General features: G+C 62.6%; 25 protein-coding genes. 11 read left to right on the forward strand and 14 right to left on the reverse strand.

Annotation, left to right across the window (positions count from 1 at the left end):
- Positions 1–167: 167 nt before the first annotated feature.
- From EKL02_RS15530 to EKL02_RS15540, 3 genes are all read left to right on the forward strand, one after another.
- Entirely contained in the window at positions 168–620 is a 453-nt protein-coding gene (locus EKL02_RS15530) for an Hsp20 family protein (RefSeq protein WP_128902879.1), read from the forward strand.
- Between the two features lie 345 nt (positions 621–965).
- The gene (locus tag EKL02_RS15535) at positions 966–1,241 is read left to right on the forward strand and encodes a hypothetical protein (RefSeq protein ID WP_128902880.1); all 276 of its coding nucleotides are present in this window, start codon (positions 966–968) and stop codon (positions 1,239–1,241) included.
- A gap of 22 nt (positions 1,242–1,263) precedes the next feature.
- Complete coding sequence (locus tag EKL02_RS15540) at positions 1,264–1,815, forward strand: M15 family metallopeptidase (RefSeq protein ID WP_128902881.1); 552 nt, start codon at positions 1,264–1,266, stop codon at positions 1,813–1,815.
- On the opposite strand, the gene EKL02_RS15545 is transcribed toward EKL02_RS15540, so the two are convergent.
- A complete protein-coding gene (locus tag EKL02_RS15545; protein WP_128902882.1) occupies positions 1,757–2,689 on the reverse strand; it encodes a LysR family transcriptional regulator in 933 nt (310 codons plus the stop codon). The two genes, EKL02_RS15540 and EKL02_RS15545, sit on opposite strands and share 59 nt — an antisense overlap.
- Positions 2,690–2,829: 140 nt before the next feature.
- On the opposite strand from EKL02_RS15545, the gene EKL02_RS15550 reads away from it, so the two are divergent.
- From EKL02_RS15550 to EKL02_RS15560, 3 genes are read left to right on the forward strand one after another with little or no spacing between them, the layout of a single operon-like run.
- Positions 2,830–3,615: a class III extradiol ring-cleavage dioxygenase gene (locus EKL02_RS15550; RefSeq protein ID WP_128902883.1), complete on the forward strand. Its 786-nt coding sequence runs from the start codon at positions 2,830–2,832 to the stop codon at positions 3,613–3,615.
- 50 nt (positions 3,616–3,665) lie between these two features.
- Positions 3,666–4,373, forward strand: coding sequence for a PHB depolymerase family esterase (locus tag EKL02_RS15555; RefSeq protein ID WP_128902884.1), 708 nt, complete (start codon positions 3,666–3,668; stop codon positions 4,371–4,373).
- 6 nt (positions 4,374–4,379) lie between these two features.
- Entirely contained in the window at positions 4,380–5,165 is a 786-nt protein-coding gene (locus EKL02_RS15560) for a fumarylacetoacetate hydrolase family protein (protein WP_241687736.1), read from the forward strand.
- Positions 5,166–5,175: 10 nt separating this feature from the next.
- On the opposite strand, the gene EKL02_RS15565 is transcribed toward EKL02_RS15560, so the two are convergent.
- From EKL02_RS15565 to EKL02_RS15580, 4 genes are all read right to left on the reverse strand, one after another.
- On the reverse strand, positions 5,176–6,246 hold the full coding sequence (locus EKL02_RS15565) for a nitronate monooxygenase (protein WP_128902885.1): 1,071 nt from the start codon (positions 6,244–6,246) through the stop codon (positions 5,176–5,178).
- A 30-nt stretch (positions 6,247–6,276) separates the two neighbouring features.
- The gene (mdoH, locus tag EKL02_RS15570; protein WP_128902886.1) at positions 6,277–8,529 is read right to left on the reverse strand and encodes a glucans biosynthesis glucosyltransferase MdoH; all 2,253 of its coding nucleotides are present in this window, start codon (positions 8,527–8,529) and stop codon (positions 6,277–6,279) included.
- The gene (locus EKL02_RS15575) at positions 8,502–10,037 is read right to left on the reverse strand and encodes a glucan biosynthesis protein G (RefSeq protein ID WP_128902887.1); all 1,536 of its coding nucleotides are present in this window, start codon (positions 10,035–10,037) and stop codon (positions 8,502–8,504) included. The genes mdoH and EKL02_RS15575 overlap by 28 nt, the downstream gene beginning before the upstream one ends.
- A gap of 194 nt (positions 10,038–10,231) precedes the next feature.
- A complete protein-coding gene (locus tag EKL02_RS15580) occupies positions 10,232–10,423 on the reverse strand; it encodes a hypothetical protein (RefSeq protein WP_128902888.1) in 192 nt (63 codons plus the stop codon).
- Positions 10,424–10,769: 346 nt separating this feature from the next.
- Between EKL02_RS15580 and EKL02_RS15585 the strand changes: the two genes are divergently transcribed.
- Together EKL02_RS15585 and EKL02_RS15590 are read left to right on the forward strand one after the other, a co-directional pair.
- Complete coding sequence (locus EKL02_RS15585) at positions 10,770–11,780, forward strand: LLM class flavin-dependent oxidoreductase (RefSeq protein ID WP_128902889.1); 1,011 nt, start codon at positions 10,770–10,772, stop codon at positions 11,778–11,780.
- A 4-nt stretch (positions 11,781–11,784) separates the two neighbouring features.
- Positions 11,785–13,020: a multidrug effflux MFS transporter gene (locus EKL02_RS15590; RefSeq protein WP_128902890.1), complete on the forward strand. Its 1,236-nt coding sequence runs from the start codon at positions 11,785–11,787 to the stop codon at positions 13,018–13,020.
- Between the two features lie 31 nt (positions 13,021–13,051).
- On the opposite strand, the gene ccmI is transcribed toward EKL02_RS15590, so the two are convergent.
- From ccmI to ccmA, 9 genes are read right to left on the reverse strand one after another with little or no spacing between them, the layout of a single operon-like run.
- Positions 13,052–14,290, reverse strand: a complete 1,239-nt coding sequence (gene ccmI / locus EKL02_RS15595; RefSeq protein ID WP_128902891.1) for a c-type cytochrome biogenesis protein CcmI — start codon at positions 14,288–14,290, stop codon at positions 13,052–13,054.
- Positions 14,287–14,766: a cytochrome c-type biogenesis protein gene (locus EKL02_RS15600; protein WP_347232090.1), complete on the reverse strand. Its 480-nt coding sequence runs from the start codon at positions 14,764–14,766 to the stop codon at positions 14,287–14,289. Before EKL02_RS15600 ends, ccmI begins: the two co-directional genes overlap by 4 nt.
- Positions 14,759–15,286 carry a DsbE family thiol:disulfide interchange protein gene (locus EKL02_RS15605; protein ID WP_128902892.1) on the reverse strand — a complete coding sequence of 176 codons (528 nt, stop codon included), beginning with the start codon at positions 15,284–15,286 and terminating at the stop codon, positions 14,759–14,761. Before EKL02_RS15605 ends, EKL02_RS15600 begins: the two co-directional genes overlap by 8 nt.
- Position 15,287: 1 nt before the next feature.
- The gene (locus EKL02_RS15610; protein WP_128902893.1) at positions 15,288–17,282 is read right to left on the reverse strand and encodes a heme lyase CcmF/NrfE family subunit; all 1,995 of its coding nucleotides are present in this window, start codon (positions 17,280–17,282) and stop codon (positions 15,288–15,290) included.
- Positions 17,279–17,740: a cytochrome c maturation protein CcmE gene (gene ccmE / locus EKL02_RS15615; RefSeq protein WP_128902894.1), complete on the reverse strand. Its 462-nt coding sequence runs from the start codon at positions 17,738–17,740 to the stop codon at positions 17,279–17,281. Before ccmE ends, EKL02_RS15610 begins: the two co-directional genes overlap by 4 nt.
- Positions 17,724–17,924, reverse strand: a complete 201-nt coding sequence (gene ccmD / locus EKL02_RS15620; RefSeq protein WP_128902895.1) for a heme exporter protein CcmD — start codon at positions 17,922–17,924, stop codon at positions 17,724–17,726. Before ccmD ends, ccmE begins: the two co-directional genes overlap by 17 nt.
- Positions 17,921–18,697, reverse strand: coding sequence for a heme ABC transporter permease CcmC (gene ccmC / locus EKL02_RS15625; protein WP_128902896.1), 777 nt, complete (start codon positions 18,695–18,697; stop codon positions 17,921–17,923). Before ccmC ends, ccmD begins: the two co-directional genes overlap by 4 nt.
- 51 nt (positions 18,698–18,748) lie before the next feature.
- The gene (ccmB, locus tag EKL02_RS15630; protein ID WP_241687737.1) at positions 18,749–19,390 is read right to left on the reverse strand and encodes a heme exporter protein CcmB; all 642 of its coding nucleotides are present in this window, start codon (positions 19,388–19,390) and stop codon (positions 18,749–18,751) included.
- Positions 19,391–19,404: 14 nt separating this feature from the next.
- Positions 19,405–20,037: a cytochrome c biogenesis heme-transporting ATPase CcmA gene (gene ccmA, locus EKL02_RS15635; protein ID WP_128902898.1), complete on the reverse strand. Its 633-nt coding sequence runs from the start codon at positions 20,035–20,037 to the stop codon at positions 19,405–19,407.
- Positions 20,038–20,427: 390 nt separating this feature from the next.
- Here ccmA and EKL02_RS15640 point away from each other — a divergent pair, with 390 nt between their 5' ends.
- From EKL02_RS15640 to napA, 3 genes are read left to right on the forward strand one after another with little or no spacing between them, the layout of a single operon-like run.
- Entirely contained in the window at positions 20,428–20,589 is a 162-nt protein-coding gene (locus EKL02_RS15640; protein WP_128902899.1) for a periplasmic nitrate reductase, NapE protein, read from the forward strand.
- 60 nt (positions 20,590–20,649) lie between these two features.
- Positions 20,650–20,955 carry a chaperone NapD gene (locus EKL02_RS15645; protein WP_164932044.1) on the forward strand — a complete coding sequence of 102 codons (306 nt, stop codon included), beginning with the start codon at positions 20,650–20,652 and terminating at the stop codon, positions 20,953–20,955.
- Positions 20,952–23,447, forward strand: coding sequence for a periplasmic nitrate reductase subunit alpha (gene napA / locus EKL02_RS15650; protein ID WP_128902901.1), 2,496 nt, complete (start codon positions 20,952–20,954; stop codon positions 23,445–23,447). Before EKL02_RS15645 ends, napA begins: the two co-directional genes overlap by 4 nt.
- The last annotated feature ends 2 nt before the right edge of the window (positions 23,448–23,449 follow it).

Genomic DNA, 23,449 nt, shown 5'->3' on the forward strand with positions numbered 1-23,449 from the left:
TTTCGTTCTGCAAATCTCTGGTAAATAGGGATGCCGGCCATGGATTTCAAGATCTTGAAAAAATCCAGCGCCAATCCCATTTCGGTATCAGCGGATGCTCAATGGAGGTCCGCCAGGCGGGCCACCAAGGCCTGTAACCCTATCGCTTAATTGATGAGGATATCACCATGCGTACATACGACTTTTCTCCGCTTTACCGTTCCGCCATCGGCTTTGACCGCCTGGCGCAATTGTTCGACCAGGCGCAGCGCGCCGACGGACAGCCAAGCTATCCGCCCTACAACATCGAACTGGTGGAAGAAAACCGTTACCGCATCACCATGGCGGTGGCCGGATTCAGCCGCGCTGAACTGGATATCGAAACCGAACGCGACACCCTGACCATCGTCGGCCGCAAGCAAAAGGACGATGGAGCACGCACCTTCCTGCATCGCGGCATTGCGGCGCGCGACTTCGAACAGCGCTTCCAGCTGGCCGACCATGTCAAGGTCGTCAGTGCCCAGCTCGACAATGGCTTGCTCAACATCGAGCTGGCGCGGGAAATCCCGGAAACCCTGAAGGCACGCAAAGTGGCCATCGGCGGCGATACCGTGCAGGCACTGGAACGCCAGGCAGCGTAATAGCCATCGCCCCTGCCTGCGCCCGGCAAGGCAGGGATTCACTACAATGCCGCGCACGCCAAACCGTGCGCGGCATTTTCCATCGATACAACTGCCGGATGGGTCGCTTCTTGCACCAGGGCCAACATTAAAAATATCAGGCTGTCATTGACTTGTTGGACGCATATTATCGACTGTATAACGCGCGGCAAATTTACTGTGGCAAGCCGCAAATATTTTTCATTTGTCGCCCTTTGTCCTCTTGATAGCACAGGACAAGAACGCTAAAGTTGATTGCACCATGGAAAATAAATTTCCGTGAAAATTACCGATCACAAAGCTTAGCAATCGAGAAACAAGATGCAAATGAAGTTGGCACACAAACACGAAACCGCCTGGGATATGGGTGATTTTTCTTACGATGCAGAAGACACTCTGGAAACAGGCAAGGCCAAGGCGGCGAGCCTGGGGATTCATCCCTGTTCGGATGAATACGCGGCATTCATCACGGCGTTCGGTCGACGTGTGCGCATGAAGCAGGTATCGCCGCGCAAGGTGGCGGCCAATGCCGCGGCCATGGCGCAAGCCGATATGCCTGCAGATGCAGCAAGCGCGCCGGAATTATTGCGCGCCGTTTCTTAAGACTTACGATAAGACGCACGCCATGCTGCCACACGTCCGCCCCGCCAGGATCCAGCGCGAACTCGATGCCCTGGGCATCAGCGAGGCCATGCTCGCCGCCAAAGGCCTGCCATTCCACGATGAAGCCCAAAGTCTGGTGGTGGCGGAAACCGACGCGCGCGGCCGCCAGCATCTGCTGGTGCCGGCCGCCGCGACGGCATGGCACCACATGAAACTGGCTGCGCATGATGACGGCATTGCCATCGAACTGGTATCGGCATTTCGCAGCATCGAGCAGCAGGTCGACATCCTGCGCAACAAGCTTGCCTGCGGTTTGCCGATGACGACCATCCTGACCTTGAGCGCGCCGCCGGGTTACAGCGAACACCATAGCGGCTGCGCCATCGACATCAATACCCCCGGCTGCGCCCCGACCGAAGCAGAGTTCGATGCGACCGAGGCCTTTACCTGGCTGGTCGCGCATGCGGGCCGCTTCGGCTTCACGCTTTCCTATCCGCGCGATAATGCGCTGGGCTTCATCTACGAACCCTGGCACTGGTTTTTCCATCCGCTGCCTGCCATGCTGGCCGCCTGAAGGCGTCCGCCAGAAAATCAATCAAGTGCCGCAGCTTCAGCGGCAAATGCTTCCTTGAGGAATACAGGGCATAGAGACCCAGCTCCACCGAGCGATACTGCGGCATCAGTTCCTTCAGGCGTCCGGCGCGCAAGTCCTCGCCAACCAGAAAATCCGGCTGCAGGATGATCCCCTGGTGCGCCAATGCGGCGGCACGGCAAGTGTCGCCGCTATTGGCGGTCAGGCGCGGATGGACGCTGGCCTGCACAGGCCCCTGCGGCCCCTCGAAACGCCATTCGTCGCGCGACGCCCAGTAAGAGTAGGCAATCACGTCGTGCCCGGCGAGCTCGTGCGGATGCACCGGCTCGCCATGCGTCTCCAGGTAGGCGGGCGACGCGCACAAGACAATGCGACTGGTTGCCAGCTTGCGCCCGATCAGGGTCGGATGCGGGGCGCTGGCAATGCGGATGACCAGGTCATAGCCTTCTTCCACCGGGTCCACCGTGCGGTCCGACAGGGAGACGTCCAGGGTGACACGGGGATGCAGGGCAAGGAATTTCCCCCACAGCGGCGCCAGGTACAGGATCCCGAAGGTGACCGGGGCACTGACCCGCACCCGGCCGCTGGCCTCGCCGCTGCGCGCACTCAGGTCGGCCTCTGCTTCCTCGATGGACTCAAGGATTTCCAGACAATGATGATAGAAAGCCTGGCCATCATCCGTCAGCGATAGTTTGCGCGTAGTGCGGTTCAGCAGGCGCGCGCCGAGGCGTTGTTCCAGCTCCGCCACATGGCGCGAGACCGCCGCCTTGGACGTTTCCAGCGCATCGGCGGCCCTGACGAAACTGCCGGCATTGACCACCGCGACGAAGGATTGCATTTCCTGGAATCGATCCATTGTCTCGAATTATGAAACAAAATGTCATGCTAACGCATATTTATCCCGATTTGCAATATGGTTATAGTGAATGCCTAGCCTGACGGATTTTGCGCCCCGCGCAACCGTCATACATTGCCATTTGTTTTCAGGAGGTCATCATGTCCCGCTTACCGACACTGTTCATTTCGCACGGATCGCCCATGCTGGCGCTGGTCGATAGCCCGGCACGCCGTTTCCTGCAGCAACTCGGGCATTCGCTGCCGCGTCCGACTGCCATCGTGGTCGTCTCCGCCCACTGGGAATCGGTCGGCGGGGCGTCGGTGAGCCTGGCCGCGCAGCCTGCAACCATCCACGACTTCGGCGGCTTTCCTGCGGCCCTCTTCGCTATCCAGTACCCGGCTCCCGGCGCGCCGCAAGTGGGCGAGCAGGCGGCGACACTGCTGGAGGCAGCAGGCTTTGCCGTACGCCGCAGCGACGTGCGCGGCCTCGACCATGGCGCCTGGGTGCCGCTCTCCCTGATGTACCCGCAGGCCGATATCCCGACCCTGCAAGTGTCGGTATTGCGCGGCGCCGGCGCGGCCGAACATGAACGCCTCGGGCAGGCCCTGTCGGCCCTGCGCGAGCAGGGCGTGCTGGTGATCGGCTCGGGGTCGATGACGCACAACCTGTACGAATTCCGCGGCCAGGACATCGATGAAGCCGCGCCAGCCTGGGTCAGCGAATTCAGCGACTGGATGGCTGACAAGCTGCTGGGCGGCCAGCGCGAAGCCTTGCTGAACTACCGCGAGCAGGCGCCGCATGCGGCGCGCAACCATCCGACCGACGAGCACCTGATGCCGCTGTATGCAGCCATGGGCGCCGCCGGTCCGGCGGCCAAAGCCGAACGCATTCATGCCAGCTACGAATACAGCGTGCTGGCCATGGATGTCTACGCCTTTGCCTGATGCCCCTGGCAATCCTTGCCTGAACCGAATCGATTGATTGGAACACCGCTATGCAACATAGTCTGAATGACCTTGTCACCCACCCTGCCCTGCCGCTGGCGCATCGCCTGCGCAGCCCGGCCGCGGCCACTGATGACGCTGGCGGCGGCATTGCCTGCCTGATTTTGCTGCACGGCGTGGGCGCCAACGAAGCCAACCTCATCGACCTGGCGCAGCGCCAGGATCCGCGCCTGCTGGTGATACTCGCGCGCGGCCCGCTGGCGTTCGGCCCGGCGCAGTTCGGCTGGTTCAACGTCAACTTCACTTCAGGCGGCCCGGTGATCAATGCGCCACAGGCCGAAGCGTCGCGCGCCGCGCTCGTGCAATTCATCGAGGGCTTGCCCGCCGCCTATGGCGTCGACCCGCAACGCATCTGGATCGCCGGCTTCAGCCAGGGTGGCATCCTTAGCGCCAGTGTGGCGCTGAGCCGCCCGGACCGGGTCGCCGGCTTTGGCATCCTGAGCGGGCGCATCCTGCCGGAAATCGCGCCGATCACCGCGCCGAATGAATTGACGCAAAATCTCGCCGGCTTCGTTTCGCACGGCATCGAAGACAACAAGCTGACGGTGGAATTCGCCCGCAGCGCGCAGCGCCTGCTGCAGCAAAAGGCCGTGCAGCTGACCTACCGGGAATACAATGCCGTGCACGAGTTGAATGCGGCGATGCAGGGTGACTTCTGCCATTGGCTATCGCAGCAGCTTGATGCCACCCAAGGTTGAGCGGCAATGACAAGCAACATGCCGTCAATCGACCACTGTGCGCAACTGCTTGATGACGCCGCGGTGAATGCCGTCGCCATAGCGCCGGCGCAGCAACAGCAGGAAATCAGCATGGCCGACGCCTATCGCATCCAGCAGGCGCTGCTGGCGCGGCGACTGGCCCGGGGCGAACACATGGTTGGACTGAAGATGGGTTTCACCAGCGCAGCCAAGATGGCGCAAATGGGCGTGTCCGACCAGATTTGCGGACGCCTGACGAATGTGATGCAGGTGGAGAATGGCGCAAGGTTTTCGCTGCAGGGCACTATCCATCCGCGCTGCGAGCCAGAGCTTGCTTTTTTGCTCGGAAAACCTCTGGCAGAAAATGTCAGCGCAGCCGAAACACTGGCGGCGATTGCCGCAGTGGCGCCGGCGATTGAAATCATCGACTCGCGCTACCGCCAGTTCAGGTTTTCGCTGACCGACGTCATCGCCGACAATGCTTCGTCTACCGCGTTCGTGGTCGGCGACTGGATCGACTGCACAACGCACGTCGCCCCGCTCAATGACTTGTCCGTGACACTGCGCATCGACGGGCAATTGCGCCAGAGCGGCTCGACCGCCGACATCCTCGGCGATCCCCTGCTTTCACTGGTAGCCGCTGCGCGCCTGGCGGCGCAATCCGGCGCGCCGCTCAAGGCTGGAGACATTGTCCTGGCCGGCGCCGCCACGCCTGCCGAAGCGCTGGTTTCCGGCAGCCGGATCGAGGCCGTCATCGACGGACTGGGCGCTGCAGGGTTTTACGTCGCCTGAAACAGGACTGCTAGGGCAGCAGGCGCTGGGCGCCATCCCACAACATGCGTGCAAGGCCGGCAGCCGGCTCAGCGCGTGCCAGCGCGGCGGATTGCCCCGCCCATGCCTGCATGCGGTGCAAGTCGCCCGTCTCGAGCGCATGCTTGCGCATGGTCGCCGTCAAGCCACGCTGGACCGGATAAGGGGCCGGCGCAGGCGCCCCCGGTCCCGCAGCGGCGATGGCATAGTCGGTTGCAAGGCTGCGGCCGGCGCGCCCGCTGAACGCCCGTGTCAGCATGGTTTTTTCCGGCATGGCGGCAGCCAGCCCCTGTGCCCACGCCGGATGGATGCCGGCCTCCGGACAGCGCAAAAAACCGCTGCCGATCTGCACGGCGCAAGCCCCCAGGGTGAGCGCCGCGGCAATGCCACGGGCGTCGGCAATACCGCCGGCGGCAATTACCGGCACCTGCACGGCATCAGCGACCGCCGGCAAGAGCGCAAACAGGCCTGACTGCGTTGCTTCCGCGCGCGCGGCATCAAAGCAGCCACGGTGCCCCCCCGCTTCCATGCCCTGTGCAACGATCGCATCGGCGCCGGCACTTTCTGCCGCCCTGGCCTCCGCAACCGTGGTGGCCGTTGCGAACCAGGCAATTCCCGCGGCTTTCATGCGCCCGACAAACTCGGGCGAATACAGTCCCATGATCGAGGAGGCGATCGCCGGCCGCGCCGCAAGCAACGCTTCGCACTGGTCGGCAAAGTTCAGCGGCAAGGCATCCCCCGCCGCCGGCGGCACGGGCGGCCCCCATTTGCCGAGAAATTCGCGCACGTGTGCTTCATGCACAGGATCGCGCGCTGCCGGCGGGTCGGGCAGCCACAGGTTGACCTGGAAAGGACGGTCGGTGTGCGCGCGAAACTCTGCGGCCCACGCGGCCATATCGGCAGGCGCCATCAGCAGCGCGCCACAAGCGCCGGCGCCGCCGGCTTGCGCCACGGCGACCGACAGGGCCGGCGGACAGGCGCCGGCCATCGGCGCCAGCAGGATCGGCAAGTCAAGCCGGAAGCGCCGGCAAAAATCCTCGCTGCGGGTACGGACATCGCTCATTGACCTATCCTCCGATAGTGAAACTTACCTTTATTGTACAAGAGGGCCCAGGCCGGTGTGACGCCTCCGGACCAGCTCCTGATGCAGGCGCGCAAGCAGAAGAGGATCATCCAGCAGCGTCAAGCGGTCGGTATCGCTCAAGTCCTCCGGCCCGGCTTCCAGCGCGCGCGCGAACAGGCGCGCACGCGCTGCCCGCGTCACCGGCGGCAGCACCGGATGCGGCCGCGCCGCCGCACATGCCAGCGCATTGATCGCTGGATCGCGGACCGCATCGATAAATCCCGGCAAGACATCCTTACGATCTTTACCGCCATCGCTACTGGCAAAGGCAGCAACAAGTTCCGCCGGCGGCGTCACTTCTTCCGGGATCAGGAACAATCCCGCCTGCATGGCGCGGCGGCCTGGCATCACCCGGCTCGACCACACCGACAGCAGTGGCGCCAGCACAAGCGCGCCGGTGATCGGCAAAAGCCAGGGCAGGAATGCCGGGTTGAGCCAGGCAACCAGCCCGCCCCAGGCCGCGCCAAGCAGCGCTTGCCAGCCGTGATGACGCAGTGCTTCGCCCCATCCGGTTTGCGCATCCTCCCGCGGCGGCGACTTCCATCCCTGGCGCCAGCCCAGCAGCGCCGCCAGCACGAAGCGGCTATGGAACAGCATCCGCACAGGCGCCAGCAGCATCGAGAACAGCCATTCCAGCAGCATGCTGGCGACCACCTTCATGCTGCCGCCGTATTGCTTTGCACCGCTTGCGCATACCAGCAACACCGCCAATAATTTAGGCAGGAACAGCAGCGTGGCCGTGGCACTAAACAAGGCCAGCGCGCGCCCCGGATGCCATTGCGGCCAGATCGGAAACAACTGGCGCGGCTCGGTGAAATACTGCGGCTCGACCAGCGTATGCTGCGCCAGCAGCACGGTGGACAGCAACAGGAAGAGGAACCAGAGCGGCGCCGACAGGTAGGCCATCGCGCCCGTGACAAATACCGTGCGATGCACCGCATGCATGCCGCGCGCGGCAAGCAGGCGGAAGTTCATCAGGTTGCCGTGACACCAGCGACGGTCGCGCTTGAGTTCGTCGAGCAGGTTCGGCGGCAACTCTTCATAACTGCCTTCGAGGTCGTAGGCAATCCATACCGCCCATCCGGCGCGCCGCATCAGTGCCGCCTCGACAAAATCATGCGAGAGGATGTCGCCGGACAGGGCGCCGCGCCCGGGCAACGGCGCCAGGGCGCAATGCGCCATGAAAGGCGCCAGGCGGATGATGGCATTGTGGCCCCAGTAATGCGATTCGCCTAGTTGCCAGTAATGCAGACCGGCGGTAAACAATGGACCATATACTGCCCCGGAAAATTGCTGGACGCGCGCATACAGGGTCTCGCGCCCGATTGCCCGCGGCGCAGTCTGGATGATGCCGGCGCCGGGATGCGCTTCCATCATGCGCACCAGGGTGGAGACGCAGTCGCCGCTCATGATGCTGTCGGCGTCGAGCACGATCATGTAGCGGAAGGCGCTGCCCCAGCGGCGGCAGAAATCGTCGAGGTTGCCGCTCTTGCGCTTGACGCGGCGGCGTCGTCGTCGATAGAAGATGCGCCCGAAACCATCGACCTCGCGGCACAGGTGCTCCCAGGCGGCCAGTTCAGCAGCGCAGATATCGGCATCGTTGCTGTCGCTCAAGATGAAAAAATCAAAATGGCCCAGCGTTCCGGCCTGGCGGATCGATTCATAGGTGGCGCGCAAGCCGGCCATGACGCGCGCCACATCCTCGTTACAGACCGGCATGACCATGGCCGTTCTGGCCGCCATGTCGATGGTCCCCTCGCGGGCATTGCGCGACGAGACCGCAAACGAGTCACCGCCGCGCCACAATACGAGAAAGCCCGCAAGCGCCGTCCAGAAGCCGGCCGAGACCCAGCAAAAGAGAAGCGCGAACAAAGCCAGCGCGACCATCTCCAGCGGCTGCTCTCCCTGATACGGCAAGACTCTTGCCATCGACATCGTTGCCAGCGCTGTTTGCAGCAGCATCAGCGACAGCAGGGTCAACCGGCGCAAATTGCCGGCGTGCTGCCATTTTCCTGCGACGGCAGGGTCCTCGGCCGCGTCGCCGCCCGGCGCGGGTGCGGCATGCCGACGCCTGAACGGGCTAAGCGGCCCCCACGGCTGCGGCACCATGGCAGCGCGCTGCAGGGCGGGCGTCAGGGGCAGGCCGGCGGCTGGCGCTGGCTGTGCCGGCACCGCGGCCGCAGCCGATGCATGCCTTACTCGGCGGGCAGGATATAGCTCCATGTTTCAGACAAGGTTTGTTGATCGTTGCGCAAGTGTCCACGGATTTCCACGGGCTTTTTGTCGTCATCGCGATGAAAGCGCAAAGCCACGCGCCAGCCGCCTGTCACCGCATTGCGATATGCCTGTTGCGACAGGATCCTGGCATTGGCATCGGCGGCAAAGTTTGGATTGACGCGCGCATCGGCCGCCAGCGACTGCAAGGCCGGTCCTTCAAAATCAATGGACAGGGCAATGCTGTCATCGGGCTTGGGCAAATAGCCATGGCCGCGCCGGGTTTGCGTCACCCAGGCCAGCGGTGAACGCGCCTGTTGCTGCCCCTGCCAGAGAATGCTGTACTCCAGGTCGACCGGCTTGCCAACGGCAGGCGCTGCCTGCGGCACCCAGAATGCGACGACATTGTCATTGGTCTCATCCGGTGTCGGAATCTGTACCAGCTCGACACGGCCTGCGCCCCATTTGCCCTTCGGTTCAATCCAGGCGCCCGGCCGCATTTCATAGCGCGCTTCCAGGTCCTGGTAACTGGCGAATTGCCGGTCGCGCTGCATCAGTCCGAAGCCCCGCGGATCGCTCAGCGCAAACGAGGTCACCAGCAGGCGCTTGGGGTTGACCAGTGGCCGCCAGATCCATTCGCCGCTGGCCGCGTGGATGGCCAGGCCGTCGGAATCGTGGACTTCAGGGCGGTAATCGTTGCTTGCAGCCGGCTGGTTCTCGCCAAACAGATACATGCTCGTCAATGGCGCAAAACCCGGCTTGGCAAGAACGTCGCGCAGGTACAGGCGCGCCTTGACGTCGACTGCGGTCGACTCGTCAGGCTTGAGAACGAAACGGTAAGCGCCGCTGGCGCGCGGTGAATCGAGCAAGGCATAGATCGTCAATTCCCGCGCATGCGGGCGCGGACGCTCGATCCAGAATTTTATGAATCGCGGAAATTCCTCTCCCGAAGGCACCGCCGTATCAATCGCCAGCGCACGGGCAGACAAGCCGTATAACTGGCCCTTTCCCAATGCACGAAAATAGCTTGCCCCCAGAAATACCAGGGCCTCGTCCTTGTACTGCGCCGTGTTTAGCGGGTAGTGCACGCGAAAGCCGGCAAATCCCAATCCTTCCAGATCGGCCGGATCGAGGCGGTTCTTGCCGTAATCGAACTGCGCCGGGGAGTAAGTGATCGGGCGTACCCGCTTGCCGTCGATCTCATGGAGCGCGACCGGGCTGTCGTACAGCGGGCCCTGGTGGAAGAACGCCAGTTCAAACGGCAGACCGTCACGCTGCCAGTGAAAATGCCGTGGTTTGAAGCGGATATCGCGATACTGGTCGTAACTCAGCCGGGCGAGGCCCTTGGGCAAATTTTTTTCCGGTGCCTGGTAAGGACTGGCAGCCAGCCGCTTGGCCTGGTTTGCTACATCGTTGAAGCCGAAAGCAATTGCCGCCGGGCACGCCAGCGCCAACAGCCAGCAACCCAGCAGGGCCGGCCAGGTGGAACCGGCAATTTTCCGTAAATTGAAAAGCATGGAAAGTCCAACGATATGCAGGAGAGGAACCTGCTTATCGTGCCAGATTGGACTTCAGTGTTTTTGAGTGGGAGCAATAACGATCAGAAAGGAGACACTTTGTCTTGAGCGCTCTCAAAACAAAGTGATCGTTATCGTGCAAATTGGTAAGTAAATCGAACGCAAGAGCGGAACTGATCGCGACGGCCTGCGCCTCAAGCCTGTTGCCGCACCTTTACGCGCACGTCCACGGCAGGCTTTTCACGATCGGACTGGGTAGCGTTTTCTTCCTTGCGCAACAAATGGATAAAAAAGAAAAAAACGATTGCTGCAAGCGTAATCGAGACAAGGAGGAACAATAAATCTTTAGAAACAAAGATTGGAAACAGGCTGGCCAGGGCGTCCATAAAATGATCCTTTTTGCGCTATTGCGCGAAGAATGGAAAAGATGCAATCGGCCTCAAGAACCCGGGGCCTGGGTGGGTGAAAAACCCACGAAATTTCTACTGAGCGAATTGCGAGCGCACAACTAAAGCATAGGCGCGATGGCAGCTCATTGCATCTTCTAAATAGGCAAATACCGCCGTTTTAACAATCGTTGACACTACTGCTCAAAAGCAAACACCCCATCCCGCCAAACAATTTACATGTGGAAATATTTTTACCTAAGCTCGGGCGCCAGCGAACTCTCGCCGATCTGGTTACAATTCTTGTTTATCCGCGTCCTGGCGCAATGCCGGATGCCAGCCTGCCATGCCTGCTTCACCTTCCCTGTCCGTACTGGATCTTTCACCGATTGCCGAAGGCAGCGATGCCGGTCAATCCCTGCGCAACACGCTCGACCTGGCGCGCCATTGCGAGCGCCTGGGCTTTCGCCGCTACTGGTTGGCGGAGCACCACAGCATGCCGGGCATCGCCAGCGCTGCAACTGCGGTCGTGATCGGCCACGTCGCTGCCGGCACCTCTACGATCCGCGTTGGCGCCGGCGGCATCATGCTGCCCAACCATGCGCCGCTGGTGATTGCCGAACAATTCGGCACGCTGGAATCGCTTTTCCCGGGCCGCATCGACCTGGGCCTTGGCCGCGCGCCGGGCTCGGACCAGGCCACCGCGCGCGCATTGCGCCGCAACCTGGACTCCGACCCGGACCAGTTCCCGCAGGACGTGCAGGAACTGATGCATTATTTTGATCCCGTCCAGGCCGGCCAGGCGGTGCGTGCCGTGCCTGGAGCGGGTCTGCAGGTGCCGATCTGGATTCTCGGCTCCAGCCTGTTCGGCGCCCAGCTGGCGGCGGAACTCGGCTTGCCCTATGCCTTCGCCTCGCATTTCGCGCCGGCGCAAATGATGCAGGCAATTGCGCTGTACCGGGCGCGTTTCCGCCCGTCGCGCCATTTGCAAAAACCCTACGTGATGCTGGGCTTGAGCGTATTTGCCGCAGACAGCGACGAACAAGCCCGTTTCATCGCCAGCTCGGCGCAGCAAGCCTTCGTCAACCTGCGCAGCGGACATCCCACGCTGCTGCAGCCGCCGGTCGCAGGCTATGTCGAAAGCCTCTTGCCGCACCAGCTTGCCATTCTTGAACACACCATGTCCTGCAGCGTCATCGGCGGCCCCGACACGGTGCAACGCGGCATTGCTGCCTTTCTTGAAAGCACTGGCGCCGACGAATTGATGATTACCTCGCAAATCTTCAGCCATGGCGCACGCCTGCATTCCTACGCGTTGACGGCTGCGGCGGCAGGCATGCGCGAACTGCAGGCCTGACACGATGGAAACCATACAAGTTCCACCTCCTGCACCAGCGCATATCCGTCCACCCGGGCCCATCCTGCTGGCGATTCTGCTGGCAGGCCTGGCCATGCTCGGGCCCTTTTCGATCGACACTTACCTGCCTGCCTTTCCCAACATACAGGCAACCCTGCATGCCAGCCCGATCCAGGTGCAACAAACGCTGACTGCCTACATGGTGGCATTTGCGCTGATGATCCTGTGGCACGGCGCGCTGTCCGATGCCTTTGGCCGGCGCAATATCATCCTGGCTTCGCTGGCAGTATTCGCCGTCGCCTCGCTCGGCTGCGCCGCGGTGCACAGCATCGAATACCTGTGGGCCTTTCGCATCCTGCAAGGCGTCTCCGCCGGCGCAGGCGTCGTGATCGGCCGCGCGCTCATCCGCGACATGTATGCCGATGCCCGCGCCGCGCGCCTGCTGTCACTGGTCACCATGATCTTTTCGATCGCCCCGGCCATCGCGCCGATCCTGGGCGGCTGGATTGTCAAGTTGCTCGACTGGCGTTCGATCTTCCTGTTCCTGTTCATCTACACGCTGCTGCTGTTCTGGCTTTGCTACAAACGGCTGCCGGAAACGCTGCCGCCTGAACAGCGGCAACCCTTTAATCCCGCGTTCCTTGCGCAAAGCTACAAGAAAGTATTGCGCTCGCCATTGTTCCACCTGAAATCCGGTGCGGTCGCCTTCAACTTTGCCGGCCTGTTCCTGTACGTCGCCGCCGCGCCGGTCTTCATCACGCGGCATCTTGGGCTGGGGCCCGACCAGTTCGGCTGGCAATTCATACCGGCTGTGGGCGGGATTTTCCTGGGGGCGCTCGCCGCCAACCGGCTGGCCGGCAAAATGCCGGTGCCCAGGCAGGTACTCATCGGCTTTTGCTTCCTCGTCGGCGCGGGCGTGCTCAATGTCGCCTACCATGCATTTTTCCCTGCCGCCGTGCCCTGGTCGGTCGCGCCGCTTTTTTTCTATACCTTCGGCATGTCGGTAGTCGCTCCGGGCGTCACCTTCATGGTGCTCGATCTCTTCCCGGAAATACGGGGCACCGTCGCCTCGTGCCAGTCATTTACGCAAACCATGCTGGGCGCCATTGTCGCCGGCGTCATTGCCCCGCTGCTCTGGCACTCGGTGCTGTGGCTGGCCATCGGCCAGCTCGCCATGGCGGTAATCGCGCTGGCCTTATGGCTGGGGGCGCGCGCGAAACTGCGCGCAAGCCCACGGTAAAACGGCCGGTTCTCGCTAATTGCGGCAGTGATCAGCCGCCGCTTGCGGCAAGCCGCAGCTGCAGTTTTTTCGCGCCGCGGGGCACCGACTCAACCAGCACTTGCGGCTCGCCCGGACTCGGCGTGGCACTGCCGGTTCGGGAAATGCGTGCGCCCACCACGACCGTGGCATGATCCGACAGTTTCGATCCAGGCATCATCGCCATGCTGTCGTCAAGCACGAAACTCACAGGCAAGTCGCGCACCTGCTTGCGCAGCACTGCCAGCGGAAAACGCGGACCGGACACCGCACGCGCATAAATGAAAACCGTATCGCTATCCTTCACCTGCGCGCGCAGCGCGGGATCGATCTCCACCCGGCCTTCCAACCGGTGGTCCCCCGCTACTGCGACTTGTGAGGCGGCAGCGACCGGCGCCTTTGCCGTCGCCGGCGCGCCCTTGCCCATCATCGCACGTGCCTCGTTCATGCTCGCAGTAGTCGAGCGGGCAATCTCGGAGTCCGCCGGCGCGAGATCCATGATCTTTTGCCAGCGCGTCAGCGCCGCGGCATAGTCGCGCCGCTCGAATGCGGCGCTGCCCGCCAGCGCCAGCGCCTTGAAGTGTCCCGGATCGATTGCCAGTGCGCGCTCGACCAGCTTTTCCGGCTCGCCCTGCAGGCTGCGGTTCAGCACCATCGCCAGCGTATCGGCATAATCGGCCAGCAAGTCAGCATCGCCGGGTGTTTTCGCAAGCAGGTGGGCATAGGCATTGCTCGCGTCGCGGTGGCGCTCCAGGGCGTTGTAGGATCGCGCCAACATGTGCCAGCCCTCGATATCATCCGGCCGGTCCTTTAGCCGCTGCGCCAGCGCCTCGACCATCGCCTCGATCGGCTGCGGCGCGGCGTCGTGGGGATTGTCGCGCACGCTTTCCAGCGCCAGTGGCGAACCCAGCAGGATATACAAGACACTCGCCAGGGCCGGCAATGCCAGCAACAGTCCGGCCGAGGTCCAGCGCGCCGGCGCCCTTGCCGTGGCGACGCGCGCCGGCAAGCCCACTTCTTCGGCGACCCGCCGCTCCAGTTCCAGGCGGGCGCTGTCATATGCGGCGCGCCCGATCACACCCGCAGCGAGATCGGCCTCAAGTTCGCGCAACTGGTCGCGCAGCACCGCCAGGTTCAGGTCATCGCGCCGCACCTGCCCTTCCTCCGCATCGTCCCGTCGCAATAGCGGCGGCAAAAGAAACAGCAATGCGCAGGCCGTCAATGCAAACGCCGCCAGCAAAAATGCACTCATGGCTTATCTCCCTGCACAACATGCCCATCGTCTCCGGCGAGCAGTTCCGCTGCCCGCTGGCGTTCAATATCGGTCAAGGCGTCTATGGGACGGCGCCGGGCCAGCCTGAGCAGAAGTGCCGCAACAGCGGCTGCCAGCAGCACGAAAGGCCCGAACCACAGCAGCCAGGTCGACGTTTTCACGGGAGGACGGTACAACACGAAATCGCCATAGCGCGCCACCATGTAGTCCACCACTTGTTGCTCGGACTGGCCGGCGGCCAGTTTTTCGCGCACCTGGTTTTTCAGGTCGAGTGCCAGAGCCGCATTGGAATCGGCCAGCGACTGGTTCTGGCATACCAGGCAACGCAGCTGTTCGGACAAGGCCGCCACACGTTTTTCCAGCACCGGGTCAGTCGCGCCTCCCGCCGGCACCGAAGCCTGCGCCGGGAGCGCCAGCAGTACCTGCAACATGCAGGCGCAAATAAATTTATGCACGGTTCAACTCCCTGAGCAGGGGCAGCAGGCGACTCTCGACGTCCTTCGGAGTCAGCGGGCCGGTGATTTTCAAGCGGATGATGCCCTGCTTGTCGACCACGAAAGTTTCCGGCACCCCATACACGCCGTAATCGATACCGACACGTCCCTCGCCATCAAAAGCCGATACGGCATAGGGATCGCCATGTTCGCGCAGCCAGGCAGCGCCCTGGTCGCGCCCATCCTTGTAATTGAGGCCCACCAGCGGCACACCTGCGGTTTTGGCTAGGTCCATCAATACCGGATGCTCCTGGCGGCAGGCCACGCACCATGAAGCCCAGACATTGAAGATCCAGACCTGCCCGGCCATTTGGCGCGCCGAGACAGTCTCGGCCGGCGCATGCAGTTGCGGCAGCACGAACGCCGGCGCAGGCTTGCCGATCAAGGGCGACGGCACCTCGCGCGGATTCAGGCGCAAGCCAATGGCGAGAAATGCCAGCAGCACCAGAAAGCCGATGAACGGCAACAGGAAACGCCGCATGTCAGCCTCCCGCGCCGGCCGGCGCCGTGCCTGCAGCCACCGGCACGGTGCGGCTGCGGCGCGCGGCAATGCGATAGCGCCGGTCGGATGCGGCCAGCAAGCCGCCGAACGCCATGATCAGGCATCCGCCCCAGATCCAGCCAACGAAGGGCTTGTGCTGGATGCGCACGATCCAGGTCTGGCGGTCGATCGCCTCGCCCAGCGAGACATACAGGTCGCGCGTCAGGCTGCGGTGGATTGCCGCCTCAGTCATCGGCATTTCCTGCGCCATGTACAGGCGCTTTTGCGGCGTCATGGTCGCAACAGGACGTCCCTCGCGCGTAACCTCGAAAGCGGCTTGCGCGGCGACATAATTGGCGCCCCTGGCCTCGCCAATACCTGTCAGGCGGAACTGGTAGCCGCCGACGCTGGCAATGTCGCCCTGCTGCATGCGCACGTCTTCGCCGCTTTCCATGCCCTTGACCAGCGTCACGCCGATCACGAATACACCGATGCCCGCATGGGCCACCAGCATTGCCCAGTAACTGCGCGGCTGGCTGCGTAATCTCTTGCCCCAAGGGGTGCCGGCCGGCGCATGGCGCAGGCGCTCAAGCAGGTGCGACGCGGTCGCCAGCAAGATCCAGCTGGCCAGCGTCAGCCCCAGCACCACCATGGGCGACGCAGCACCGCTGGCCGCAGCTGCCAGGAGGCCCAGCGCAATCGCCGCCAGCGCCACCCAGCGCAGCTGGCGCGCCAGTTCCGGCAGCGACGCCTGCTTCCAGCGCACGAAGGGGGCCACCGCCATCAACAGCAATACCGGCGCCATCAATGGCACGAATACCGCCTCGAAATACGGTGGCCCGACCGAGATCTTGCCGAGATTGAGGGCATCCAGGAACAATGGATACAGGGTGCCGAGGAATACCGTGCCCGCCGCCACCAGCAGCAGCACATTATTCATCAGCAGGGTCGATTCGCGCGAGACCGGCGCAAAGGCGCCGCCGACGCCCACCGATGGCGCGCGCCAGGCATACAGCAAGAGCGAGCCGCCGATGACGATCGCCAGAAATGCCAGGATATAGGCGCCGCGCGCCGGATCGGTGGCGAAGGCATGCACCGAGGTCAGTACGCCCGAACGCACCAGGAAGGTGCCGAGCAGCGATAGCGAGAAGGTGACGATTGCCAGCAGCACCGTCCAGTTCCGGAAGCTGCCGCGCTTTTCCGTCACGGCCAGCGAATGGATCAGCGCGGTGCCGACCAGCCATGGCATGAAGGAGGCATTTTCCACCGCATCCCAGAACCACCAGCCGCCCCAGCCAAGCTCGTAATACGCCCAGAAGCTGCCCATGAAAATCCCCAGCGTCAGGAACACCCATGCGACGGTGGTCCAGGGCCGTGACCAGCGCGCCCAGGCGCTGTCGAGCCTGCCTTCCAGCAGCGCCGCGATGGCAAAGGCGAAGGCCACGGAAAAGCCGACATACCCCATGTACAGCAAGGGCGGATGGATGATCATGCCGAAATCCTGCAGCAGCGGATTGAGGTCGCGCCCGTCCGCCGGCGCCGGCAGCAGCCGCTCGAAGGGATTGGAGGTAAACAAAAGAAAACTCAGGAAGCCGACGCTGACCAGCCCCATCACGCCCAGCACGCGCGCGACCGTCTCCTGCGGCAGCTGGCGGCTTAACAGCGCAACGGCAAAGGTCCACAGCGCCAGGATCGTCACCCACAACAAAAGCGAGCCCTCATGCGCGCCCCAGGTCGCGGCGATGCGAAAATGCAGCGGCAGGTTCAGGTTCGAATTTGCCGCCACATAAGCGACTGAAAAGTCGTTCACGGCAAAGCTGTGCGCCAGGCAAACGAACGCCAGGCAAAGAAAGGCAAACTGACCGCCGGCTGCCGGCCGCGCCAGCGCCATCCAGCGACGTCGTCCGGTGGCCGCGCCAGCCAGCGGCAGCGTGCCCAGTACCAGCGCCAGGCACAGCGCCAGCATCACGGCAAAATTGCCGATTTCCGCAATCATTTCTTTTCTCCGGTCATGCCTGGATGCTTTGCGGCCGCGCCGCCCTTTTCAATCGCATACGCCGCCTCAGGCGGCATGTAGTTTTCATCGTGCTTGGCCAGCACTTCGTCGGCAAGGAAAACACCGTTGCCGCCAATCTTGCCTTGCGCAACTACGCCCTTTCCTTCTCGGAAAAGATCCGGAAGGATGCCGCGGTACGTCACCGGCAGGCTCTTTGCCATGTCGGTCACCATGAACTGCACGGTCATGCCGTCGGCCTGGCGCTTGACGCTGCCCGCCTCGACCATGCCGCCGATGCGAAAGCTGCGACCTGCAGGCGCCTCGCCCGCCGCCACCTGCGTGGGCGTAAAGAAAAACACGAGGTTCTTCTGGAATGCCGAGAGCACCAGCGCTGCCGCAATGCCCAGCAGCGCCAGCCCGGCGAGCACCAGCGCCAGCCGCTTATGCCTGGTTTTCATTGCCCGTCCTTTTGAAAGATGCGCGTTCGATTTGCCGTGCATGGCGCTGCAGGATGGCGCGGCGCCGCCATTGCAAACCAAGCACTTCCGCTGCCAGCAAGCCGAATACGACCAGCAGCGAGCCCCATACGTAAGGCGCATAACCGCCCATTGCAAAAAATTCCTGCCAGCTGTGCCAGATCATGCCGTCTGCTCCAGAGTGCGTTTTGCCCAATCGGTGTCGCCCTCGCGCTCAAGCACGATGCAGCGCAGGCGCGCCAGGCTCACCGCGATCGCATAGCACCAGAGGCCCGCGGCCGTCAGCAGCATGCCTGCCAACATGATCGTCGCCATGCTGGGCGCACGCGTAAAACTCACCGAAGCGCCCTGGTGCAGGGTATTCCACCACTGGACGGAAAAATAAATTACCGGCACATTGACCACGCCGACAATTGCCAGTACCGCACCGGCACGGTCGGCGCGGCGCGGCTCATCGATGGCGGCCTGCAGCGCCATGAAACCGATGTAGAGAAACAGCAGGATGAGTTCCGAGGTGAGCCGGGCATCCCATACCCACCACGTGCCCCAGGTCGGCTTGCCCCAAAGCGCGCCTGTCCACAGCGCCAGGAAGGCAAACAGCGCCCCGGTCGGCGCCAGGGCGCTGGCCAGCATGGATGACAGGCGCGTGTTGAAAATCAGGCCAATGCCGGCCCAGAATGCCATCGCCACATAAATCAGCATCGATAGCCAGGCGGCGGGCACATGGACGAATATGATGCGGTAGGCATCGCCCTGCTGGTGATCGGTCGGCGCCATCAGCAACCCCAGGGCCAGGCCGGCCAGGGACAACAGCGCGGCGGCAGCGCCGAACCAGGGAATCATCTTGCCGGCCAGCGGGAAAAATGCGGCCGGCGCGGCAAAGCGCAGCCAGCCGCCTTCGCCGCTGCCGGCTTTCGCTGCAAAAATAGAGTCAGTCATCATGCCATCCATGCTCCTTCAATGCGATCCGCGCTCAAGCGCTTTAGCGTTTTATTCAAGCGAGATGCGCAGCGCCGCCGCGGTTGCCCAGGGCGCCAGCGCCATCGCCGCCGCCAGCAGGCTTCCCAGCACCAGCAAGTGGGCATCCGCGTTTTCGGGGCCAGCTGCCGCTGCGCCGGCACCGAAGATCAGCACTGGCACATACAGCGGCAACACCAGCAGCGCTACCAGCACACTGCCGCCACGCACTCCCAGGGTCAGTGCCGCACCGATGGCGCCGACCAGGCTCAGCACGGGGGTGCCTAGCAACAGGCTCAGAAACAACAGCAACGCCGCGCCATTCGGCAAATCGAATTGCACCGCCAGAAGCGGCGCCACCAGCGCCAGCGGCAAGCCTGAAACCAGCCAGTGGGCGATTACCTTTGCCACCACGATCACCGCCAGCGGTTCGGTCGACATCAGCATGCCTTCCAGCGTGCCATCGGCATGGTCGGTGGCGAACAGGCGGGACAGAGCGAGTATGGATGCCAGCAGCGCGGCGGCCCAGACGATTCCCGGCGCCATCATGCGCAGCGCCTCGCGTTCCGGCCCGACTGCCAGCGGAAAGAGCGTGGCCACGATCACGAAAAAAAACAGGACATTGGCGACGTCCGCCGGCCGCCTCACGGCAAGCAGCAAATCTCGCCGGACCATGCACCATGCCACCTTCAGCATGCACCGCCCTGCCCGAGGTCAACTTGCAGGTTGCGCCGCGCCGCCAGCGGCATGGCCTGGTGCGTTGCATGCACGATCATGCCGCCTTGCGCCAGATGGGCGTCCAGCACGCTGCACAGGGCCTTGACCGCATCATCGTCCAGCGATGCTGCCGGCTCGTCGAGTATCCATAAGGGCTTCGGACCGGGCAGGCACAGGCGCGAGAGCGCCACGCGCTTGCGCTGGCCTTGCGAAAGCGCACGCACCGGCGTGTCGCACAACTCGGCCACGTCGAGCTGTTGCAGTGCCTGCAAGGCTGCCTTGCGGCTTATGCCCAAGCCGGATAAACGTGCCGCAACCACGAGGTTTTCCCAGGCCAGCAAGTCGTCCTTCAGGCCACTGGCGTGGCCGACATAGATCACTTCGCGCCGGAAGGACTCGCCCAGGCGCCGTATTGCGGCTTCTTTCCAGAGAACTTCGCCCTCCGCCGGCGGCGTCAATCCGCACAACATGCGCAGGAGGGTGGTTTTGCCACTGCCGTTGCGACCGCCAATGCGCAGGGCATCGCCGCTGCCGACCTCAAGATCAATGCCACTAAACAATTCACGTCCCCCACGACTGCTGGCCACCTGCCGCGTACGCAGCATCAGCAATCACCTGCTGCGGCGCAGCAAACGGCACACCGGCACGCAGCCCGCCGACAACGAGACAATTGCGCAACTGATTTCATGTTTTGTAAAGGCATACGCAGCGAGAATTGATAAAAAATCCGGTTGCAAAAACAACATTGTGCGTTCATCATAAAGTCTAATTTGACATTCGGCAAAGCAAACGACCAGAAAAATCTTTGCCGATAAATTGCCCTATCCGGAGATAGAAACTCGTGATAGAAAATTACAGCACGATGACAAGCGTCCGGCGCGCCACACGGCATTGCGCCCACCCCAGTAGTCGCAAAATTCGGGCAGCAGTTTTCTTCGCCATTTTCGCGGCAGAACACTTGCCACATCAATCGATCCTGCCACTGGAGAACGCAGATGGATAACTCGCAGCCGGTCCCGACCAAAACCCAGGAATTGCGCGCCTTCTTTTTCCTGACCGTGGTTGCCGCGCCGATCCTGGCCGTGGCGATTGTCGGCGGCTATGGTTTTTTTGTCTGGATGTACCAGTTATTTACCGGCTCTCTGCCGACCGGATAAGCCGCGCCGCACGCTACCACGCTTGCCGCCACAAACAGCCCTATGCAGGAACAAACACGCATGACCGATAGCGACAACAGCAACTTGCCGGGAGGCGATCGTGAAATCCATATTGCCGGCATCATCGCTTATTGCGATGCCCGCCAGGTCGACGCGATCAAGGCCCGCATCAGCCTGCTTCCCGGTGCGGAGTGCCATGCGCAATCTGCCGAAGGCAAACTGGTCATCACGCTGGAAACCGAGAGCACGCGCCGCACGGTCGACTGCATGGACGCCATCCGGGCGCTACCTGGTGTATATGATGTTTCGCTCGTCTATCAACACGCGGAGCCGGCTACCGCAATGGAACAGGAAATGGAACCATGAAACTTACCCGACGTGATTTCATCAAGCAGACTGCGGCCATCACGGCCGCTTCCACCGCCGGCATTCCGCTGGCGGCCGAAGCCTCGAATGTGGTGACCGATTCCGCCAGGACCCAGCTCAAATGGTCGAAGGCCCCCTGCCGTTTTTGCGGGGTCGGCTGCGGCGTCAACGTTGCCGTCAAGGATGGCCGGGTGGTTGCAACCCACGGCGACATCAATGCTGAAGTCAACCGCGGCGTCAATTGCGTCAAGGGCTATTTCCTTTCCAAGATCATGTATGGCGCCGACCGGCTGACCAAGCCGATGCTGCGCATGAAGAACGGCAAGTACGCCAAGGATGGTGAATTTGCGCCGGTTTCCTGGGATACCGCCTTCGATGTCATGGCCGAGAAATTCAAGAAGGCCCTGAAAGAAAAGGGGCCGACGTCGGTCGGCATGTTCGGCTCCGGGCAATGGACCGTCTGGGAAGGCTATGCGGCACTGAAGCTGTTCAAGGCCGGTTTCCGCTCCAACAATATCGACCCCAATGCCCGCCACTGCATGGCCTCGGCGGTTGCCGGCTTCATGCGCACTTTCGGCATGGACGAGCCGATGGGCTGCTATGACGACATCGAAGCAGCCGACGCGTTCGTGCTGTGGGGCTCGAACATGGCGGAAATGCACCCGATCCTGTGGACCCGTGTGACGGACCGCCGCCTGTCGGCGCCGCATGTGAAAGTGGCCGTGCTGTCGGTATTCGAGCACCGCAGCTTCGACCTGGCGGACCAGTCGATCATTTTCCGTCCGCAAACGGACCTGGCGATCCTGAACTTCATCGCCAACTACATCATCAAGAACAACGCGGTCAACCGCGAGTTCGTCAACAAGCACACACGTTTCGCCACTGGCAATACCGACATCGGCTATGGCTTGCGGCCGGAGCATGCGCTGCAAAAGGCGGCAAAGAATGCCGGCGACGTCGGCGGCAGCAAACCCAGCACCTTCGATGAATTCGCCAAGTTCGTCTCTTCCTACGATGTCGATACGGTTTCCAAGCTCACCAACGTTTCCCCGGACAAGCTGATCGCGCTGGCCAAGCTGTATGCGGACCCGAAGGTAAAGGTCATGTCGTTCTTTACCATGGGCTTCAACCAGCATACGCGCGGCACCTGGTGCAGCAACCTGCTCTACAACATCCATCTGTTGACCGGCAAGATTTCCACGCCCGGCAACAGCCCGTTCTCCCTGACCGGCCAGCCCTCGGCGTGCGGCACCGCGCGGGAAGTCGGAACCTTCTCGCACCGTCTGCCTGCGGACATGGTCGTCACCAATCCCAAGCACCGGGCGATTGCCGAGCAAATCTGGAAGCTGCCCGAAGGCACCATCCCGGAAAAGCCCGGCTACCATGCCGTCTTGCAAAACCGCATGCTGAAAGACGGCAAGCTCAACGCATACTGGGTCCAGGTCAATAACAACATGCAGGCCGCGCCGAACATCGTGCAGGAAGCGATGCCCGGCTACCGCAATCCCGACAATTTCATCGTTGTTTCCGACGCCTACCCGACCGTGACCACCATGGCGGCCGACCTGATCCTGCCGACGGCAATGTGGGTGGAAAAGGAAGGCGCTTACGGCAATGCCGAACGGCGCACGCAGTTCTGGCACCAGCTCGTGTCCGCCCCCGGCGAGGCCAAGTCCGACCTGTGGCAATTGATGGAATTTTCCAAGCGCTTCAAGATGGAAGAAGTCTGGCCGCCGGAACTGCTGGCCAAGGCGCCGCAATACAAGGGAAAAACCCTGTTCGACGTCCTGTACCGCAATGGCAATGTGGACAAATTCCCTGTCAGCCAGGTGGAAGCAGGCTATGCCAACGACGAAGCCAAGGCCTTCGGCTTCTATCCGCAAAAAGGCCTGTTCGAAGAATATGCCGCATTCGGTCGCGACCACGGCCATGACCTGGCGCCTTTCGACACATACCACCGCGAGCGCGGCCTGCGCTGGCCGGTGGTCGACGGCAAGGAAACCCTGTGGCGCTACAAGGAAGGCACCGATCCCTACGTGAAAGCGGGAGAAGGCTTCCGCTTCTATGGCCATCCGGACGGCAAGGCCGTGATCTACGCACTGCCCTATGAAAAGGCGGCCGAGGAACCGGACAAGGAATTCCCGTTCTGGCTATCCACCGGCCGCGTGCTGGAGCACTGGCATTCCGGCTCGATGACGCGGCGCGTGCCGGAGCTGTATCGCGCCTTCCCGAACGCCGTGTGCTACATGCATCCGGAAGATGCCAGGCAGATCGGCGCGCGACGCGGCGACACCATTGAAATCGTGTCACGGCGCGGCGCGATGAAGTCGCGGGTGGAAACGCGCGGACGCAACAAGCCGCCACGCGGCCTGGTGTTCGTGCCCTGGTTCGATGCCAGCCAGCTGATCAACAAGGTGACGCTGGACGCGACCTGCCCGATCTCGCTGCAGACGGACTTCAAAAAATGCGCGGTCAACATCCGCAAAGTGTAGGA

Origin of the sequence: Janthinobacterium sp. 17J80-10, assembly GCF_004114795.1 — a bacterium.
GTDB lineage: Bacteria > Pseudomonadota > Gammaproteobacteria > Burkholderiales > Burkholderiaceae_D > Paucimonas.

Excerpts from the sequence above, each read along its gene's own strand:
- EKL02_RS15530 (WP_128902879.1), top strand. The coding sequence starts at position 168 with ATGCGTACATACGACTTTTCTCCGCTTTACCGTTCCGCCATCGGCTTT.
- EKL02_RS15535 (WP_128902880.1), top strand. The coding sequence starts at position 966 with ATGAAGTTGGCACACAAACACGAAACCGCCTGGGATATGGGTGATTTT.
- EKL02_RS15540 (WP_128902881.1), top strand. The coding sequence starts at position 1,264 with ATGCTGCCACACGTCCGCCCCGCCAGGATCCAGCGCGAACTCGATGCC.
- EKL02_RS15545 (WP_128902882.1), bottom strand. The coding sequence starts at position 2,689 with ATGGATCGATTCCAGGAAATGCAATCCTTCGTCGCGGTGGTCAATGCC.
- EKL02_RS15550 (WP_128902883.1), top strand. The coding sequence starts at position 2,830 with ATGTCCCGCTTACCGACACTGTTCATTTCGCACGGATCGCCCATGCTG.
- EKL02_RS15555 (WP_128902884.1), top strand. The coding sequence starts at position 3,666 with ATGCAACATAGTCTGAATGACCTTGTCACCCACCCTGCCCTGCCGCTG.
- EKL02_RS15560 (WP_241687736.1), top strand. The coding sequence starts at position 4,380 with ATGACAAGCAACATGCCGTCAATCGACCACTGTGCGCAACTGCTTGAT.
- EKL02_RS15565 (WP_128902885.1), bottom strand. The coding sequence starts at position 6,246 with ATGAGCGATGTCCGTACCCGCAGCGAGGATTTTTGCCGGCGCTTCCGG.
- mdoH (WP_128902886.1), bottom strand. The coding sequence starts at position 8,529 with ATGGAGCTATATCCTGCCCGCCGAGTAAGGCATGCATCGGCTGCGGCC.
- EKL02_RS15575 (WP_128902887.1), bottom strand. The coding sequence starts at position 10,037 with ATGCTTTTCAATTTACGGAAAATTGCCGGTTCCACCTGGCCGGCCCTG.
- EKL02_RS15580 (WP_128902888.1), bottom strand. The coding sequence starts at position 10,423 with ATGGACGCCCTGGCCAGCCTGTTTCCAATCTTTGTTTCTAAAGATTTA.
- EKL02_RS15585 (WP_128902889.1), top strand. The coding sequence starts at position 10,770 with ATGCCTGCTTCACCTTCCCTGTCCGTACTGGATCTTTCACCGATTGCC.
- EKL02_RS15590 (WP_128902890.1), top strand. The coding sequence starts at position 11,785 with ATGGAAACCATACAAGTTCCACCTCCTGCACCAGCGCATATCCGTCCA.
- ccmI (WP_128902891.1), bottom strand. The coding sequence starts at position 14,290 with ATGAGTGCATTTTTGCTGGCGGCGTTTGCATTGACGGCCTGCGCATTG.
- EKL02_RS15605 (WP_128902892.1), bottom strand. The coding sequence starts at position 15,286 with ATGCGGCGTTTCCTGTTGCCGTTCATCGGCTTTCTGGTGCTGCTGGCA.
- EKL02_RS15610 (WP_128902893.1), bottom strand. The coding sequence starts at position 17,282 with ATGATTGCGGAAATCGGCAATTTTGCCGTGATGCTGGCGCTGTGCCTG.
- ccmE (WP_128902894.1), bottom strand. The coding sequence starts at position 17,740 with ATGAAAACCAGGCATAAGCGGCTGGCGCTGGTGCTCGCCGGGCTGGCG.
- ccmD (WP_128902895.1), bottom strand. The coding sequence starts at position 17,924 with ATGATCTGGCACAGCTGGCAGGAATTTTTTGCAATGGGCGGTTATGCG.
- ccmC (WP_128902896.1), bottom strand. The coding sequence starts at position 18,697 with ATGACTGACTCTATTTTTGCAGCGAAAGCCGGCAGCGGCGAAGGCGGC.
- ccmB (WP_241687737.1), bottom strand. The coding sequence starts at position 19,390 with ATGGTCCGGCGAGATTTGCTGCTTGCCGTGAGGCGGCCGGCGGACGTC.
- ccmA (WP_128902898.1), bottom strand. The coding sequence starts at position 20,037 with ATGCTGCGTACGCGGCAGGTGGCCAGCAGTCGTGGGGGACGTGAATTG.
- EKL02_RS15640 (WP_128902899.1), top strand. The coding sequence starts at position 20,428 with ATGGATAACTCGCAGCCGGTCCCGACCAAAACCCAGGAATTGCGCGCC.
- EKL02_RS15645 (WP_164932044.1), top strand. The coding sequence starts at position 20,650 with ATGACCGATAGCGACAACAGCAACTTGCCGGGAGGCGATCGTGAAATC.
- napA (WP_128902901.1), top strand. The coding sequence starts at position 20,952 with ATGAAACTTACCCGACGTGATTTCATCAAGCAGACTGCGGCCATCACG.